Origin of the sequence: Bacillus sp. FSL K6-1012 (assembly GCF_037964915.1) — a bacterium.
Taxonomy (GTDB): Bacteria; Bacillota; Bacilli; order Bacillales; family Bacillaceae; genus Bacillus; species Bacillus halotolerans.
The window spans coordinates 158969-175710 of record NZ_CP150175.1 but is presented as its reverse complement, the minus strand read 5'-3'; the positions used below and the strand labels follow the sequence as shown (position 1 = coordinate 175710).

Sequence of the window (16742 nt, the reverse complement as noted above, 5' to 3'; positions counted from 1 at the left end):
ATCACCTTCCTAATTCACCTTAATGCCGTTCTCTTTTGCATAATCCTCGAGAGCGGCAAAGCTTTTTTCTTGTATCGATCCGCGCGGCCTAAATTCTGAGACATTAGAAGGCTGTTTTTCGCTTTGTTTAGCTGCCCATCTATCACGAATAATTGGTTCACAGTAAGAAAAAGAATTTATCTTGTCTCCTGGATATTTTGGTTTATATTGATCAAAAATTTCATCTATCCAAGTCAAAACATCGTCGATAGGTATCTCTGCCTCTATGACTCTTTTGATTGCCGCTGTATCTACAGCAGATAAAAATAGAGAGCCTTTTCTCGAAGTGAATTTTTCTTCGATTTTTTGGAAAGAAGTCGCGCCCTCGTCCTTCGGCTGAGGTGCTTTTGGCTTTTCTTTAGCCTTATTTTCATATGCAGGTTCTTCAGCAGCACCTTGGAATTTTGAATAATTTAATACAGTCCAAAGCATTCCGTATTCAGTTTCCTCTGCAGTAATCATTCCTTTTGCCTGAAGCCTTTCAGCTGCAGCCTTTACTGCTGCTCTTGTGAATTTGGTTAAACCTCTGCCCTTTTTAATCGCTAAGTCATCACATAGTTTTGAATATGAGCGGATATACTGGCCTTTTTTCAACTCATAATCATTAATCTTCATACCGTCCTGAAACGCAGCTTTGGCAATTAAGAAAGTGAACAACCTAAAGCCGACATTATCTGTAAAGATCTCATGATCGACCATTGACTTATATAGTCTCACCCATCCAGCCAAGGGCCTCGCCTCCTTTCCATCGCTATTTCTTTCTGCAGATAGCTTTTAACCCTTTGATTGTCACAAGAGTAAGGTTGGGTTCATATTTTCGAAAATAGGTTGAAACGTACATTAATAGAGTGTCCTTACGCATATCTGGAGCCACTGTCTTGGCCAATGACACATAACAATAAGGGTAAGGAACCGCAATTAAGTCATTGTCAGTCATGGTATATAAACAACCTTTCCAGTCAATTTCATGATGTCTTCTTTAAAAAGCTTCTCGTCGCTGTTTGATTCAGAAAGATGCAGCAGCCAAATTTCCTGAACCCTGCTCAAGTCATTTGCCATCAAAAACTCTTTTACGTTTTCTAAACTGAAGTGCGACTGTAAGAGTCGTCTTTTCATAAATGGCGGTGTACGGCCGCTTTCGATGTTTTCGTTCAGTATTTCATTCGAGTAATTGCATTCCACCATAATGTGAGTGAGTCCTGGAAACTTGTATTTGATGTAATAGGTATCAGTGGCAAACAGAAGCTTGTCACCGTCCTCATTAGCCAACAGGAAGCCATACGGCTCCGCCACATCGTGCTGCACGTCAAAGGGCATAATAGACCAAGAACCAACTTTAAACGGCTGTTTAGCGCGCACAGGCTTTATTCTGTGATGAGAAATGCCAATTGCTCCGGCCGTCCCAGGAGACATGTAACAATCAATGCCGGCTTTCAGAACATCCTTAATTGCTTTGCAGTGATCCCCATGCTCATGAGAAACAAGGCAGCCAGCGAATTGAGAAATTTTATACTGAAACCCCTTCTGCATTTGTTTAAAGTTGATGCCGCATTCCAAAAGAAGTGGGGTCTTACCATCGGTGACCCGATAGCAATTCCCCTTACTGCTCGATGACAGGGCTGTAATTTCAATCAAAAATCTGGTCCGTCCGATTCAAAGACTGAGGGCTTCTCATCTTTTTTTGTTGGTTGGGGCTCCGGCTGTTCTGTTTGTGGATCCGGAATTGGTTCGATATCGATAACCTCTGTATTCGCGTTTTCCTCAATTTGCTTCTGTACTTCGGCTGGAGTTACATCTACACGTTCGTTGTCATATTCATTTTCTGTTGAATTATTAATCGCCTGAACAAGTAAATCGCTGTCATCACTTGTGTTTATAAAAGATTTTGCGGCACGATTGATAACAGTTCTTTTGGCCATTTCCTGAGGAAACTTGTTTTGAACGCTCTTTGTTTTCGCTTGAGTCCATGAAGTTTCAATTTCTTTACGCGTCATAACAGTTAATATTTCTTCATCTTCTATTGTTTTTATAACTGCATAAGCCCCTAAAATATCGTTGTCTCTGTTCTGAAATTTGGTTTCATGCTTAAGTAGCTTTTCGCGCCCGCCCACAATCTCGTAATCGAATACATCACCATCAAAAATTACGTTTGACCAAATATCCTTGACATTGGTCAGCCGTTTAAGCACAGCTTGTGTTCCAAAATAAGAACGGTTAAGTTGTAGTTGATTTCCATAAACTATGAAGTAGCACTGTGTCTTTGCTGGACTTAAACCTTGAACAACCATATCTAACAAAGAGTTAGCTATTGATTCCCTAGAACACACTTCCAATGCTGGCTTTCCGTTTTTATCTCTTACTTCTTGCAGTTTAAAAAAAGCACTTTTTAAAGCATTACTTGCGTTGTAGTTAGAAGGCAGAACTAAACCATCGTCCTGCAATCTGGTTAAACTTTTGTTCACATCATCAGTTATATCTTTTTGAATAATTGCCAATTGATTCTGGCTATTCATTTGAATCCCCCTCTTGTGGCGCAGTCAATAATAGTTGCTTCTCCCTTGGAGTACATGCTTCTTTGACACTTACATAAGTTTCAACTTTGATTTCACTGTCAAACTCGTCATAATAGCCACGTTCAAGACATTTGTAAGCATCCTGTGCGCTGTCAGCAACAATTAACGATTTAGTAGTTTTGGTCTCAACATGTTCGATAATGTAATAGGCTCCCATTAGATTGCCTCCTGAACGAGTTCGTCTTGAAACTCAACACGAAGCTGTTTATCTTTCTCGGAAACAATCAGACTGAGGATCTGTGAATTTGTGTTGATCAATTTCGTCACCGCTTCAGAGTTATCAACGAAAATAGGAGCAGTGATTCCGTAGTAATCATTAAGGGTATTAATGATGTCTAACCCAACGTTAATACGTGCAGCATTGTTTAAGCCGGACGAATACGGCACACCTTCATAAAGGGTTTCACATGTCTCTTCCAGTCCCCCGTTGATCTGGTCCTTGAAGAGCTTGAAACGAGCATATTTAAACTTACTGTTTATCTTCTCTTCGAGGAGATGCACCTTAGTGCGAACAAATTCTTCAGTCAAAAAGAGTTGATGTTGTAGCTGTTCATATTGTTCTGCTAACTCTTTTTGTTCTTGCTCAAGCTGTCTTACTCGATCATTAACGTGCTTTGCGTGATCAATTTTCGCTTGATCTTTTTGAAGCAGCAAAATCTCTTGTTTTCTACTGTTGATATCATCCTTAATCAATTGAACGGCTTGATCTGTGGAAGATTCTAATTGCTGAATTTCCTTCTGGATGTCCTCGATCTCAGCTTGTTTATTTTGATAAATTGGATCCACTGAAATATCTGATCTATTGTTTTGCGCGCCCTCTAATTCTTTTTCAATTGATAATAAAGTCTCTTCTTCACTCTTATAGGCATCCTGCAAATTAGATATTGCAGCTTCTAATTCCTGAATAGCATCCTCAGACTTTTCTTTTTGACTCTTAACCGACTTGCCTTTTTCATTGATTTCAGCTAAAGCTTGGCTTTTATGAAAATTGAATTTTTCAATGGCTTGATCAATTTTTTCTTTCGGTAATTCTTGGCCGCATGTAGGGCATTCAGTTTGATGTTGATCAAACGTCTCCTCATTCTTGTCGCACCAACTCTGGCGCAGCGACTCGATTTCCGTATTTAATCGATCCAAATTGTCTTTTTCAAGTGATAACTGCCGCTGATTCGATTTAATCTCCATTGAAATTTCATCAATCTTGCTTTTCACAGGGTATAGCTGCTCTTTAATCTCATTGATCTTTTTGTATTCTTTTTCCTGATGACCATTTTTGATTTCCTGAAGATCATTCTGCAGCTGGAGAATTACTTTCCTCTTCTGAGAAATAGCTTCACCATTACGAGCTGAACGAAGTTTCTCGTCCAATGACTCAACTTCTTTTTGAAGAAAATTTATCTCGTCATGTAATTCTTGTTCATCTAGACCAGATGTATCTTCGACTGTGCGCTGGACTTCATCGATTCTTACCGGTATTGCATCGAGCTGTTTATTTATTTCACGCTGTTTTCCCGCGATCACCTTTCTATGCTCTTCAAGCGACCGTTTCTTTAAGATGCTTTCCAGGGCAGCCACAGAAGGGTTTTTACTGAATACTTCCTCGGCTGTTACATCGCCACTGATCTCAAGTAAAATCTTCCGTCTGTCTTGCCATTTCAATTGCTCATTGAAGAATGATGGAGAAGTAATGAGTTTGAATTTATCTTCTTCAATAATTGAGCTGACTCGATCATTAAACTCTTTTTTCTTTGATGGTACTTCGTTAATAAAATAATCAGTGGTATGGCCAGAGAATACGGCTTCAGCACTACTCCGCTTTTTTGTCCACTTCTCGGAGTACACCTTTTTCAAAGACAATTCAGCACCATCTACCAAAAACAAGCCGCTGACTTCATGATTCAGTCCACTAATAGGCTTGTTTTCTTTTGTGAGAGTTTTAATCTGAAAATCTTTTTTGTTTTGGCTGTCCTTATCGAATAAGAGCCAAATAAAAGCATCAAACAAAGTTGTTTTTCCTGTTGCATTATCACCGTAGACCTTGACGTTCTCGCCTTGAGTATCGAGAATAAAATGTTTAATCCCCTTAAAATTACGAAGTTCTAATTTGAGCAGTTTAATTTCCTTCTTCATTTGGCATCACGTCCTTTCTCTTTAGACTTGAGAGAAAGATACTCATTTCGGGCCTCAGCTGTCGGGAAGTGAAAGCATGTATTCCCCTTAAGATCAAAGGAAATTGATCCGCCTACAGTAACAAGATTAATCTGATCACGCCGACGATCACTAAATGGTTCAGTGTAAATAACATCATTCATTTGTCAAAGACCTCCAAAGATTGATTTTTGGAAGGTGATACAGTAAACTATGAATACCAAAGTTTGTAACACCTTCTACGGCTCGCTCTGCAAAGCGAGCTTTTTTTATTTCACTTTTTGAAATAGTTCCTGAACACTATCAGGAATTTTGTGTTCACATTTGCTGCAATAAATTTTGTAAGATTGTTCTTCAATCTTTCCGCAATTAGGGCACTTTCTTGACGGAATAACCAGGTAAAACACTGAAATCCTCCTTTCTGATGCTTGTACGCATCGTCAGACCAGAGAGAGTGTGGTGGTAAGTTAAAAGGGGGAATGTATGGATAAAAAAGTTCTCCCCCTGGCCTGACGACAAGAACAAGCTTGCCGTGCTCATAAAAGAGCGCTATAATACTTCCGTAACGTTTTATTTGCTTAAGCAGTGAGTGTAGGAGCTTGCTGCTTTTTTATATTTTCAATAGCCTTCTTCGCCTCGGCATTCACCAGAAGAATCTGTGCTGGATTCCTCTTTACTTCCCGACAATGACTCACAACCTCAGAAGCTTTCATTAAACGGCTTGCAGATAATACAAATTTCATTCAAATCATCCCCTCTAACTTTTTTTCAAAGAAATCTTTTGACGGAATCACTTCAACAATACGATCGAAGTCTCGCTTGGATTTTATGTAGTGATCTAGTTGTTTTACAGATTTGCGAAGTTCATTAACCGTTTCATTCGCCTTTTTCATATCTCCGTTGGCAACAGCTTTGATTAAACGCTTTGAGTATTCCTCAATAAAAATTTGTTCTCGCCTTACTGAATCAGAGTGTATTTTTAAAACCATGTCTTCAAGAAGCACCTTTGATTAACCCCCTCGTTAAAAGCTTCATTTTATGCTTGCCCCACATCTTCACCCATGAAATCGAGTATTCCTTACAGAGAACAACGATTAGTTGAGTTAAAGCTGTTATGACGTCTAAACATTCCTGAATCGATTTCTCAATCATTTTTGTATCTGACAATGTTTTGGGATTGACTGAAATATGTTCGACTGAATTTTGTAGGACGTCCATGGCTTCTGTCATTTGTATCTTGGATTGAACAAGAAGATTCACCCTATGCAAATCCGCTGTTTCCCCATCCAAGATTAAAGGTCCCCAGCCTGTATAATCAGAAGCAGCTTCAAGGGCAGCCCGTGGATCATTATGTTTCTCAGCAAAATACTGGGCCACCTCCGGCTGAACTTTGTGGCGGCCGCATTCCTGATGAGATACAGATTCACGTGAAAGAAATAATTCATCGTCCATAGATAGCTGCTGTTGTGTAAGTTCAGCCTCTTTACGAGCGCTTTTTAGCGCCTTCGGTGCTCTACCAAATTTCACTTTTAACCTCTCCTTTTTCTACCAAACTTTTTTCATTGAATTGGTAAACTTTAGTTAGAAGATTTTAAGCAGAATCATCAACACTGTTCTGTTCTAGTTGACTTATCCAAGCATTTAGGGTTTCTGGTCGGAAAAATATTTTCTTTCCAATTCTGAAATGCGGAATTTCCTTATTTCTGACCATGGAATAAATGGTTTCTTTATGAACCCTCAGTACACTAGCAGCTTCCTGAGGGTTTAATGGTTTGTTGCTCATTATGAAATCCTCCTAAGCACTACTTGTTTCTAATTCAGAAACGTTTTCAGCAAAAAAATCCGTTATTTTGCATTTTAAATGTTGCGCTAAGGTTGGCAATTGTTCTGCTTTGAATGCGTAAACACCTTGCTCATACTTTAGATAACTTGAACCAGTTTTAAATCCTAACTTTGTTGCCATATCTCGCTGTGAAATTTTCAATTCGATCCGTCTATTCTTGATAAAAACTAAATCAAGTTTCTGCATATCTTTCACTCCTTTCGTTTCTGTTTTAGAAACTTTGTAACCACATAATACAGTTCTGAAATAGAAATGTCAATAAGTTTTGTTTACAATTTAGAAACTTTTTTTATTTCCATAACGGAAACATGTTATCATTTGTCTTACTTAGAAAGTGGTGAAAACAATGAATATAGGTGATCGGATAGTTTTATTAAGAGAAAGAAAAGGTTGGTCCCAAAGGGAACTAGCCCGCCGTGTAGACCTAAATTATGCTGTTATGAACCGTATAGAAAAAGGCACTCGACCTATTACTGATTCAGAAATAATCAAGTTAGCTGAGGTCTTGGATGTCACAACAGACTATCTGTTAAAGGGAACTTCAAACGACTCTCAAATAGATGAACTTTTAAATGATCCCGAAACACTAATTGCTGGTCGTGATGGAAAAATCACTAAAGAACAAGCAAAAGAACTTTTGGATTATCTTTTGAAAAAAGGGTTCGATGAACAGTAGCAGCTATTCTTAATTCTTAATTCTTTAATTCTTCTTCTGGTAAAACATTCGTTAAACATTTGTTTAATAAAAAGAAGTCTAAGTGTTAAATAAAACTTTTTGCACCCCCTAAAAACATAGATATATCAAGGGGTTATGATGGATGCACACTGTAAAATAAACTGTTTAACATTAATTGAGTTAAATGAAAGATAAAGAAAACTTAACTGGAGTAAAAAGGGGAACTTAAATTGTTTAAAAAATTGGGGACTTTACTATTAATCACTTCACTGATATTGCTCGCAGCATGCAAAAATAGTGAAGAGTCTTCTACATCATCAGAAGACACAAACAATGCAACTGATACCAACACATCAGAAAGCCAAGACATCTCTACTAATGGACCTGAAAAAGTTGGGGATGTATATGAAATTGAGAGCGGTACAGCCAAAGTAATGGCCATCAGCAATAAAGAAGCCACTGCGAAAACTGGCCCGATGCAAGTAACTGTAAAAAAAGTAATTGCCGCTGTGGCCAACGAACAAACACCTTATATTGAGGTTCAACTTGAAGCGGAAAATACATCAGATAAAGTAGTTTATTTCGGCCTAGATGATGCAAAATTAGCAACAAGTACTGGGGTACAAATCAATGAGGCATCTACTGTCGAAAATGAAGATTTTCTTGGAGAGTATGTGGGGAAAGTAAACGATAGTGGATCTGTATTTTATATTTTTGAAAACGAAGAGGATATAAAAGATTTAGATTCAATTCGGCTGAGATTCAATCTTCCGGTTGATGAGGACGCACATGCTTTAGATGACGATCTTGATTTAAAAATTAACTTAGAGCATTAAAAAGAAGCCCTATTTTGGGGCTTTTCTTTAGAAATCAAAATCGAACATATGTTTGCATTTCGTTAGTAGGAGGCTTCACCTTGTATCATTTATCACTTCTAGAGGAAAGAATACAAACAATTTACACCGGCATCGGTATTACAGATCCTGGTTCATGGGACTTGGAACTAATTGCAGATAGGTTAAAAATAATAGTCCATTACAAAAATCGTTCATCTGTAGCAGTAAAACTGCTGGGAATGGCTTGCATTATTCTTGATTCACGATTATCCAAAAAAAAGCAATGGGAAGATTTTTCCCATGAACTGTGCCATCACATAAATCATGTGGGTGTTCAATACAAATTACCCCCACTTTTTAGAGAATTACAGGAGAATCAAGCAAATGCATTTATGTATCATTTTGCTGTACCTAGCTTTATGCTGAAAAACATTAAATTACCGGCAACCAAGCGGGAATCTATAAGTCTCATATCTGATCTTTTTCAGGTTACTCATCCTTTTGCGGAAAAAAGAATGGATATGTATTTCCGTAAGTTATTCAGCTTTAAGTACCAATCATTTATGATTCAAAAGAATAAAGAAAGGGAGAAAATTTTATATGCCAACAATTGAAAAAAGAGGCGAAAAGTCATTTCGATTAGTTGTTGATATCGGTACAAAGAGCAAGCGTAAAAGAAAGGTCAAAACAATTAGAATAGAGGATCCGGCTTTATTAAAAACCACTAAAAAGCTGCGCAATTACTTGGAGAGTGAATGGTATAAATTCAAAACAGAAGTTGAAGCCGGCGCTTATATCACACCACACAAGCGAACATTCAATATGTTCATAGAGGACTGGGAGAAAAAATACGCCCTGGATCATCTCGATGATAAAACTCGTGAAACTTATGAATATATTATGGGGAAAGAAATACAACCCTATTTTGGAGACATGTACTTAGACGAGATTCAGCCGATTCACATATTAAATTTCTTAGAAGAATATCAACGGGAAAATGATGTCTCAACGTCAAGCATTCATGCAAGATATCGAATCATTAGAGATATCTTAGGAAGAGCAGCTGAGTGGAAAATTATAAAAGAAAACCCTGCTGAAAACGTAAAGCGGCCAAAACAAAAATACAATGAATATGAAATTTATACTGAAGAAGAAATAAAGGAAATCTTTATGCTATTAGATGAACACGCTCCATTGAGGAACAGAGTTATGATTAAATTTGCTTTTACTGGTGGATTTCGTAGAGGTGAACTATTGGCAATCGATGAAACAGATTTATTTTTTGATACTAATGAAGTCAGAATTGATGAGTCTTTACAATATACAAAGAAGAAAGGTTATCGGTTTAAAGATCCTAAAAGTAACTCTTTCCGTAAAGTTACGATGCCGCCTGATATAATGCAAGAAGCAGCTATTTTGCTACGAGAGATCAAGAAGAATAAATTACTGTTGGGTGAACTGTGGAGAGGAACAGATAAGCTTTTGTTATTTGGTGGGGATATGGGGCAACCCCAGTATCCAACCTCACCTAATACTTGGTGGCAGAGATTCACTAAGAGGCACAATATCAAGCCAGGACGTCTTCATGATATGAGACACTCACACGCAACAATGTTAATAAATCAAATTGGGAAAGTACCTGGATTAAACATTAAAGCTATTTCTCAGAGGCTTGGCCATGCTAACGTCCAAACCACATTAAATATTTACACTCACGCTAACCGTGAGTCAGATATTTTAGTTGCTGATGCAATCAATAATATATTAAAAACGGGGACATTTTAGAGAAATACTCTAATTTGCCACCCGTATGACACCCACATATTTTAGACAAAAAAAATAACAGTTCCATATCTCGCGGAAACTGCATAAGATCAACGTATTTTAGATAAGCTTCCAAGCGGGCTCGAACCGCTGACCTCTTCCTTACCATGGAAGTGCTCTACCTGCTGAGCTATGGAAGCAATGGCTCCGCAGGTAGGATTCGAACCTACGACCGATCGGTTAACAGCCGATAGCTCTACCACTGAGCTACTGCGGAATGATATAAGCTTCATAAACAAACATGGTAGAAATAGATAAAACTGCTTGGCGGCGTCCTACTCTCACAGGGGGAAACCCCCGACTACCATCGGCGCTGAAGAGCTTAACTTCCGTGTTCGGTATGGGAACGGGTGTGACCTCTTCGCTATCGCCACCAAACAATTTGAGAGTGTTCTCTCAAAACTAGATAACAGGTGTGACATCATTAGAAATTAGGTTAAGTCCTCGATCGATTAGTATCTGTCAGCTCCATGTGTCGCCACACTTCCACCTCAGACCTATCAACCTGATCATCTTTCAGGGATCTTACTTCCTTGCGGAATGGGAAATCTCATCTTGAGGGGGGCTTCATGCTTAGATGCTTTCAGCACTTATCCCGTCCGCACATAGCTACCCAGCGATGCCCTTGGCAGAACAACTGGTACACCAGCGGTGCGTCCATCCCGGTCCTCTCGTACTAAGGACAGCTCCTCTCAAATTTCCTGCGCCCGCGACGGATAGGGACCGAACTGTCTCACGACGTTCTGAACCCAGCTCGCGTACCGCTTTAATGGGCGAACAGCCCAACCCTTGGGACCGACTACAGCCCCAGGATGCGATGAGCCGACATCGAGGTGCCAAACCTCCCCGTCGATGTGGACTCTTGGGGGAGATAAGCCTGTTATCCCCGGGGTAGCTTTTATCCGTTGAGCGATGGCCCTTCCATGCGGAACCACCGGATCACTAAGCCCGACTTTCGTCCCTGCTCGACTTGTAGGTCTCGCAGTCAAGCTCCCTTGTGCCTTTACACTCTGCGAATGATTTCCAACCATTCTGAGGGAACCTTTGGGCGCCTCCGTTACCTTTTAGGAGGCGACCGCCCCAGTCAAACTGCCCACCTGACACTGTCTCCCCGCCCGATAAGGGCGGCGGGTTAGAAGGTCAATACAGCCAGGGTAGTATCCCACCGATGCCTCCACCGAAGCTAGCGCTCCGGTTTCCAAGGCTCCTACCTATCCTGTACAAGCTGTACCAACATTCAATATCAGGCTGCAGTAAAGCTCCACGGGGTCTTTCCGTCCTGTCGCGGGTAACCTGCATCTTCACAGGTACTATAATTTCACCGAGTCTCTCGTTGAGACAGTGCCCAGATCGTTGCGCCTTTCGTGCGGGTCGGAACTTACCCGACAAGGAATTTCGCTACCTTAGGACCGTTATAGTTACGGCCGCCGTTTACTGGGGCTTCAATTCGCACCTTCGCTTACGCTAAGCGCTCCTCTTAACCTTCCAGCACCGGGCAGGCGTCAGCCCCTATACTTCGCCTTACGGCTTCGCAGAGACCTGTGTTTTTGCTAAACAGTCGCCTGGGCCTATTCACTGCGGCTCTCTCGGGCTTGCACCCTAACAGAGCACCCCTTCTCCCGAAGTTACGGGGTCATTTTGCCGAGTTCCTTAACGAGAGTTCTCTCGATCACCTTAGGATTCTCTCCTCGCCTACCTGTGTCGGTTTGCGGTACGGGCACCTCTCACCTCGCTAGAGGCTTTTCTTGGCAGTGTGGAATCAGGAACTTCGCTACTATATTTCGCTCGCCATCACAGCTCAGCCTTATGGGAAACGGATTTGCCTATTTCCCAGCCTAACTGCTTGGACGCGGATATCCAATACCGCGCTTACCCTATCCTCCTGCGTCCCCCCATTGCTCAAATGGTGAGGAGGTGGTACAGGAATATCAACCTGTTGTCCATCGCCTACGCCTTTCGGCCTCGGCTTAGGTCCCGACTAACCCTGAGCGGACGAGCCTTCCTCAGGAAACCTTAGGCATTCGGTGGAGGGGATTCTCACCCCTCTTTCGCTACTCATACCGGCATTCTCACTTCTAAGCGCTCCACCAGTCCTTCCGGTCTGGCTTCACAGCCCTTAGAACGCTCTCCTACCACTGTTCGAAGAACAGTCCGCAGCTTCGGTGATACGTTTAGCCCCGGTACATTTTCGGCGCAGAGTCACTCGACCAGTGAGCTATTACGCACTCTTTAAATGGTGGCTGCTTCTAAGCCAACATCCTGGTTGTCTAAGCAACTCCACATCCTTTTCCACTTAACGTATACTTTGGGACCTTAGCTGGCGGTCTGGGCTGTTTCCCTTTCGACTACGGATCTTATCACTCGCAGTCTGACTCCCAAGGATAAGTCATTGGCATTCGGAGTTTGACTGAATTCGGTAACCCGGTAGGGGCCCCTAGTCCAATCAGTGCTCTACCTCCAAGACTCTTACCTTGAGGCTAGCCCTAAAGCTATTTCGGAGAGAACCAGCTATCTCCAGGTTCGATTGGCATTTCACCCCTACCCACACCTCATCCCCGCACTTTTCAACGTGCGTGGGTTCGGGCCTCCATTCAGTGTTACCTGAACTTCACCCTGGACATGGGTAGATCACCTGGTTTCGGGTCTACGACCACGTACTCATGCGCCCTATTCAGACTCGCTTTCGCTGCGGCTCCGCATCTTCTGCTTAACCTTGCACGGGATCGTAACTCGCCGGTTCATTCTACAAAAGGCACGCCATCACCCGTTAACGGGCTCTGACTACTTGTAGGCACACGGTTTCAGGATCTCTTTCACTCCCCTTCCGGGGTGCTTTTCACCTTTCCCTCACGGTACTGGTTCACTATCGGTCACTAGGGAGTATTTAGCCTTGGGAGATGGTCCTCCCGGATTCCGACGGAATTTCACGTGTTCCGCCGTACTCAGGATCCACTCTGGAGAGAACGAAGTTTTGACTACAGGGCTGTTACCTTCTATGGCGGGCCTTTCCAGACCTCTTCATCTACCTCGTTCCTTTGTAACTCCGTATAGAGTGTCCTACAACCCCAAGAGGCAAGCCTCTTGGTTTGGGCTAATCCCGTTTCGCTCGCCGCTACTCAGGGAATCGCATTTGCTTTCTCTTCCTCCGGGTACTTAGATGTTTCAGTTCCCCGGGTCTGCCTTCTCATATCCTATGAATTCAGATATGGATACCACTCCATTACGAGTGGTGGGTTTCCCCATTCGGAAATCTCCGGATCAAAGCTTGCTTACAGCTCCCCGAAGCATATCGGTGTTCGTCCCGTCCTTCATCGGCTCCTAGTGCCAAGGCATCCACCGTGCGCCCTTTCTAACTTAACCGTTAAAAAGAATCACTATGTGATATCTTGTGTTACTAATTGAATGTGATGTCTACTGTTATCTAGTTTTCAAAGAACACGTTTCGAAGGAATGATCCTTCAAAACTAAACAAGACAGGGAACGTTCTGTTTATAAGACCCAAGGTCTTATATTCCGTAAATATCCTTAGAAAGGAGGTGATCCAGCCGCACCTTCCGATACGGCTACCTTGTTACGACTTCACCCCAATCATCTGTCCCACCTTCGGCGGCTGGCTCCATAAAGGTTACCTCACCGACTTCGGGTGTTACAAACTCTCGTGGTGTGACGGGCGGTGTGTACAAGGCCCGGGAACGTATTCACCGCGGCATGCTGATCCGCGATTACTAGCGATTCCAGCTTCACGCAGTCGAGTTGCAGACTGCGATCCGAACTGAGAACAGATTTGTGGGATTGGCTTAACCTCGCGGTTTCGCTGCCCTTTGTTCTGTCCATTGTAGCACGTGTGTAGCCCAGGTCATAAGGGGCATGATGATTTGACGTCATCCCCACCTTCCTCCGGTTTGTCACCGGCAGTCACCTTAGAGTGCCCAACTGAATGCTGGCAACTAAGATCAAGGGTTGCGCTCGTTGCGGGACTTAACCCAACATCTCACGACACGAGCTGACGACAACCATGCACCACCTGTCACTCTGCCCCCGAAGGGGACGTCCTATCTCTAGGATTGTCAGAGGATGTCAAGACCTGGTAAGGTTCTTCGCGTTGCTTCGAATTAAACCACATGCTCCACCGCTTGTGCGGGCCCCCGTCAATTCCTTTGAGTTTCAGTCTTGCGACCGTACTCCCCAGGCGGAGTGCTTAATGCGTTAGCTGCAGCACTAAGGGGCGGAAACCCCCTAACACTTAGCACTCATCGTTTACGGCGTGGACTACCAGGGTATCTAATCCTGTTCGCTCCCCACGCTTTCGCTCCTCAGCGTCAGTTACAGACCAGAGAGTCGCCTTCGCCACTGGTGTTCCTCCACATCTCTACGCATTTCACCGCTACACGTGGAATTCCACTCTCCTCTTCTGCACTCAAGTTCCCCAGTTTCCAATGACCCTCCCCGGTTGAGCCGGGGGCTTTCACATCAGACTTAAGGAACCGCCTGCGAGCCCTTTACGCCCAATAATTCCGGACAACGCTTGCCACCTACGTATTACCGCGGCTGCTGGCACGTAGTTAGCCGTGGCTTTCTGGTTAGGTACCGTCAAGGTACCGCCCTATTCGAACGGTACTTGTTCTTCCCTAACAACAGAGCTTTACGATCCGAAAACCTTCATCACTCACGCGGCGTTGCTCCGTCAGACTTTCGTCCATTGCGGAAGATTCCCTACTGCTGCCTCCCGTAGGAGTCTGGGCCGTGTCTCAGTCCCAGTGTGGCCGATCACCCTCTCAGGTCGGCTACGCATCGTTGCCTTGGTGAGCCGTTACCTCACCAACTAGCTAATGCGCCGCGGGTCCATCTGTAAGTGGTAGCCGAAGCCACCTTTTATGTTTGAACCATGCGGTTCAAACAAGCATCCGGTATTAGCCCCGGTTTCCCGGAGTTATCCCAGTCTTACAGGCAGGTTACCCACGTGTTACTCACCCGTCCGCCGCTAACATCAGGGAGCAAGCTCCCATCTGTCCGCTCGACTTGCATGTATTAGGCACGCCGCCAGCGTTCGTCCTGAGCCAGGATCAAACTCTCCGATAAAGTAGTTTGACTGACTACGCACATCGCTGTGCGATTTATATTAAAACTTGAATTAACAGGTACGTTTTGTCTTGTTTAGTTTTCAAAGATCATTTATGCCGCTTAACGAAGCAGCTTTATTACTATAACATTCAGCTTCTTTTAAGTCAACACTTTTTTTAAAGGGTTAATGAAGCTTTTATTTGTTGTCAGCTGTTCATCAGCGACGAATAATAATATAACACGGATATTATCAAATGGTCAATAACTAATTTAATCTGTTTTAAAGAGACTTTTTATCAGTTATATTCGTTTGGCCAGGCACATAAGATGTAACACAAGAATGATGGACAAGATAAGGAGGCATCATCAGTGAATCACTTCTATGTGTGGCACATAAAACGCGTTAAACAATTTATCATTATACTTATCGCCGCATTTGCTGCAGCCAGCTTTTTTTATATCCAAAGAGCTGTCCCGCTCCCTGTGTTTTCGACTGACAGCGGACCGAAAGCCATTTATAAAGGAGAAACAGATTCAAAAGACATTGCTCTTACCTTTGATATCAGCTGGGGCGATGAGAAAGCCGAGCCTATTCTTAATACCCTGAAAACCAACGGCATCAAAAACGCGACGTTTTTTCTTTCCGCTTCTTGGGCCGAGCGCCACCCGGACACGGTGGCTCGCATTGTAAAGGACGGCCATCAAATAGGAAGTATGGGTTATGCGTATAAAAACTATGCCAATCTAGAGGATAGTGAAATAAAAAAGGACATTAACCGTGCGCGGACTGCCTTTGAAAAATTAGGAATCAAAGACATACGGCTCCTAAGACCTCCTACCGGTCAGTTCAATAAAAATGTCCTATCAATCGCAAAGCAGTATAACTATACAGTCGTTCACTATAGTGTGAACTCCCATGACTGGACGAATCCAGGCGTTGAAAAAATCGTCGATAATGTAAACCGTCAAGTTTCAGGAGGAGACATTATTCTTTTACACGCCTCAGACTCAGCTAAACAAACAGAAGAGGCCCTGCCTGAGATTATCCATCATATGAGAGAAAAAGGTTTAAAAAATGTCAACGTGGGAGATCTCATTGCAAACACAGATGCTAAATCCGCCGAAGTAAAATAAATTATTTCGCTGCAAACTTCGGCAGCATCAGCAATTGAAAAGCATTACACGCCATTAACGGAAAGAGCATTAAGTAAAGCCAGTCCTCATCATTTACTCTGAGCGCAGGAAACCATTCCAATGCAGTGATCACAACCATTAAAAATAAAGATGACACAAACGTTTTCTTTGAGGACTGCTTTTGTTTTATATACGCGGTAAGCAAACCGAAGATCAATAAAAATAACGGCAGCCAAGCATAGCCAGCCATTGACTCTCCTCTATCTCCGAAAAATAAAAACCGCACGTACATTAAATCAAAAGCGACAAACAGGATGAAAAACAGCTGCAGTAAATTCCATAAAGATGAAGATCTTAATATTTCGAGTGCAAATCGGTGAACTGTTAAAAACACGAAAAAGCCCATTTGACTGATGACACTAAAAATCATGCCGACACCGATAAACCAAAATAAAACAGAGAAAATCTGGCCCGCTTCAAAATTCAGAAACAGCTCCTTATATCCCCCCCATTTTAAAGCAAAACCCACAACACTTGTGACAACCGCTCCGACAGCTAAAATAGAAAAGAAAAAACGAACTAAGCCACGGCTTTTCATTTCTTTATTC

At 42.5% G+C, this 16742-nt stretch carries 16 protein-coding genes, 2 tRNA genes and 3 rRNA genes; 5 read left to right on the top strand and 16 right to left on the bottom strand.

Going from position 1 to position 16742, the window contains the following annotated elements; all coding sequences use genetic code 11:
* Positions 1-9: 9 nt before the first annotated feature.
* From NSS75_RS01030 to NSS75_RS00985, 10 genes are all read right to left on the bottom strand, one after another.
* Entirely contained in the window at positions 10-768 is a 759-nt protein-coding gene (locus tag NSS75_RS01030; RefSeq protein WP_339235370.1) for a hypothetical protein, read from the bottom strand.
* A 204-nt stretch (positions 769-972) separates the two neighbouring features.
* Positions 973-1674: an MBL fold metallo-hydrolase gene (locus tag NSS75_RS01025; RefSeq protein ID WP_339235367.1), complete on the bottom strand. Its 702-nt coding sequence runs from the start codon at positions 1672-1674 to the stop codon at positions 973-975.
* Entirely contained in the window at positions 1671-2552 is an 882-nt protein-coding gene (locus tag NSS75_RS01020) for a RecT family recombinase (RefSeq protein WP_213408476.1), read from the bottom strand. Before NSS75_RS01020 ends, NSS75_RS01025 begins: the two co-directional genes overlap by 4 nt.
* On the bottom strand, positions 2545-2769 hold the full coding sequence (locus NSS75_RS01015; protein ID WP_339235364.1) for a hypothetical protein: 225 nt from the start codon (positions 2767-2769) through the stop codon (positions 2545-2547). Before NSS75_RS01015 ends, NSS75_RS01020 begins: the two co-directional genes overlap by 8 nt.
* Positions 2769-4742, bottom strand: coding sequence for a hypothetical protein (locus tag NSS75_RS01010; protein ID WP_339235361.1), 1974 nt, complete (start codon positions 4740-4742; stop codon positions 2769-2771). The genes NSS75_RS01015 and NSS75_RS01010 overlap by 1 nt, the downstream gene beginning before the upstream one ends.
* Positions 4743-5338: 596 nt before the next feature.
* A complete protein-coding gene (locus NSS75_RS01005; protein ID WP_164998438.1) occupies positions 5339-5503 on the bottom strand; it encodes a hypothetical protein in 165 nt (54 codons plus the stop codon).
* Positions 5504-5764 carry a hypothetical protein gene (locus tag NSS75_RS01000; protein WP_213408484.1) on the bottom strand — a complete coding sequence of 87 codons (261 nt, stop codon included), beginning with the start codon at positions 5762-5764 and terminating at the stop codon, positions 5504-5506.
* Positions 5754-6287: a helix-turn-helix transcriptional regulator gene (locus tag NSS75_RS00995; protein ID WP_339235355.1), complete on the bottom strand. Its 534-nt coding sequence runs from the start codon at positions 6285-6287 to the stop codon at positions 5754-5756. Before NSS75_RS00995 ends, NSS75_RS01000 begins: the two co-directional genes overlap by 11 nt.
* Positions 6288-6351: 64 nt before the next feature.
* Entirely contained in the window at positions 6352-6543 is a 192-nt protein-coding gene (locus NSS75_RS00990; protein ID WP_268397138.1) for a helix-turn-helix domain-containing protein, read from the bottom strand.
* Positions 6544-6555: 12 nt separating this feature from the next.
* Positions 6556-6789 carry a helix-turn-helix transcriptional regulator gene (locus NSS75_RS00985; RefSeq protein WP_019712780.1) on the bottom strand — a complete coding sequence of 78 codons (234 nt, stop codon included), beginning with the start codon at positions 6787-6789 and terminating at the stop codon, positions 6556-6558.
* A 160-nt stretch (positions 6790-6949) separates the two neighbouring features.
* Here NSS75_RS00985 and NSS75_RS00980 point away from each other — a divergent pair, with 160 nt between their 5' ends.
* The 4 genes from NSS75_RS00980 to NSS75_RS00965 all read left to right on the top strand — a co-directional run bounded on the left by NSS75_RS00980 (position 6950) and on the right by NSS75_RS00965 (position 9900).
* Positions 6950-7279, top strand: a complete 330-nt coding sequence (locus tag NSS75_RS00980; protein WP_268397136.1) for a helix-turn-helix transcriptional regulator — start codon at positions 6950-6952, stop codon at positions 7277-7279.
* A gap of 230 nt (positions 7280-7509) precedes the next feature.
* A complete protein-coding gene (locus NSS75_RS00975; RefSeq protein ID WP_106019960.1) occupies positions 7510-8115 on the top strand; it encodes a hypothetical protein in 606 nt (201 codons plus the stop codon).
* Between the two features lie 80 nt (positions 8116-8195).
* A complete protein-coding gene (locus NSS75_RS00970) occupies positions 8196-8729 on the top strand; it encodes an ImmA/IrrE family metallo-endopeptidase (RefSeq protein ID WP_268426667.1) in 534 nt (177 codons plus the stop codon).
* Positions 8716-9900, top strand: a complete 1185-nt coding sequence (locus tag NSS75_RS00965) for a tyrosine-type recombinase/integrase (RefSeq protein WP_014112362.1) — start codon at positions 8716-8718, stop codon at positions 9898-9900. Before NSS75_RS00970 ends, NSS75_RS00965 begins: the two co-directional genes overlap by 14 nt.
* 106 nt (positions 9901-10006) lie before the next feature.
* Here the strand turns inward: NSS75_RS00965 and NSS75_RS00960 are convergent.
* The 5 genes from NSS75_RS00960 to NSS75_RS00940 form a co-directional block, all read right to left on the bottom strand.
* A tRNA-Thr gene (locus NSS75_RS00960) sits at positions 10007-10079 on the bottom strand.
* A gap of 2 nt (positions 10080-10081) precedes the next feature.
* Positions 10082-10156, bottom strand: a tRNA-Asn gene (locus tag NSS75_RS00955).
* A gap of 45 nt (positions 10157-10201) precedes the next feature.
* Positions 10202-10317, bottom strand: a 5S ribosomal RNA gene (rrf, locus tag NSS75_RS00950).
* A gap of 54 nt (positions 10318-10371) precedes the next feature.
* Positions 10372-13299, bottom strand: a 23S ribosomal RNA gene (locus NSS75_RS00945).
* A 169-nt stretch (positions 13300-13468) separates the two neighbouring features.
* Positions 13469-15018, bottom strand: a 16S ribosomal RNA gene (locus tag NSS75_RS00940).
* The 16S, 23S and 5S rRNA genes sit together here with 2 tRNA genes alongside, the layout of an rRNA operon.
* A 351-nt stretch (positions 15019-15369) precedes the next feature.
* Between NSS75_RS00940 and pdaB the strand changes: the two genes are divergently transcribed.
* Complete coding sequence (pdaB, locus tag NSS75_RS00935; RefSeq protein WP_101861377.1) at positions 15370-16134, top strand: polysaccharide deacetylase family sporulation protein PdaB; 765 nt, start codon at positions 15370-15372, stop codon at positions 16132-16134.
* Between the two features lies 1 nt (position 16135).
* Here pdaB and kbaA read toward each other — a convergent pair whose 3' ends face one another.
* Positions 16136-16732: a KinB-signaling pathway activation protein gene (kbaA, locus tag NSS75_RS00930; protein WP_044153392.1), complete on the bottom strand. Its 597-nt coding sequence runs from the start codon at positions 16730-16732 to the stop codon at positions 16136-16138.
* Between the last annotated feature and the right edge of the window lie 10 nt (positions 16733-16742).

Excerpts from the sequence above, each read along its gene's own strand:
- NSS75_RS01020 (WP_213408476.1), bottom strand. The coding sequence starts at position 2,552 with ATGAATAGCCAGAATCAATTGGCAATTATTCAAAAAGATATAACTGAT.
- NSS75_RS01015 (WP_339235364.1), bottom strand. The coding sequence starts at position 2,769 with ATGGGAGCCTATTACATTATCGAACATGTTGAGACCAAAACTACTAAA.
- NSS75_RS01005 (WP_164998438.1), bottom strand. The coding sequence starts at position 5,503 with ATGAAATTTGTATTATCTGCAAGCCGTTTAATGAAAGCTTCTGAGGTT.
- NSS75_RS00985 (WP_019712780.1), bottom strand. The coding sequence starts at position 6,789 with ATGCAGAAACTTGATTTAGTTTTTATCAAGAATAGACGGATCGAATTG.
- NSS75_RS00965 (WP_014112362.1), top strand. The coding sequence starts at position 8,716 with ATGCCAACAATTGAAAAAAGAGGCGAAAAGTCATTTCGATTAGTTGTT.
- NSS75_RS00990 (WP_268397138.1), bottom strand. The coding sequence starts at position 6,543 with ATGAGCAACAAACCATTAAACCCTCAGGAAGCTGCTAGTGTACTGAGG.
- kbaA (WP_044153392.1), bottom strand. The coding sequence starts at position 16,732 with ATGAAAAGCCGTGGCTTAGTTCGTTTTTTCTTTTCTATTTTAGCTGTC.
- NSS75_RS01010 (WP_339235361.1), bottom strand. The coding sequence starts at position 4,742 with ATGAAGAAGGAAATTAAACTGCTCAAATTAGAACTTCGTAATTTTAAG.
- NSS75_RS00980 (WP_268397136.1), top strand. The coding sequence starts at position 6,950 with ATGAATATAGGTGATCGGATAGTTTTATTAAGAGAAAGAAAAGGTTGG.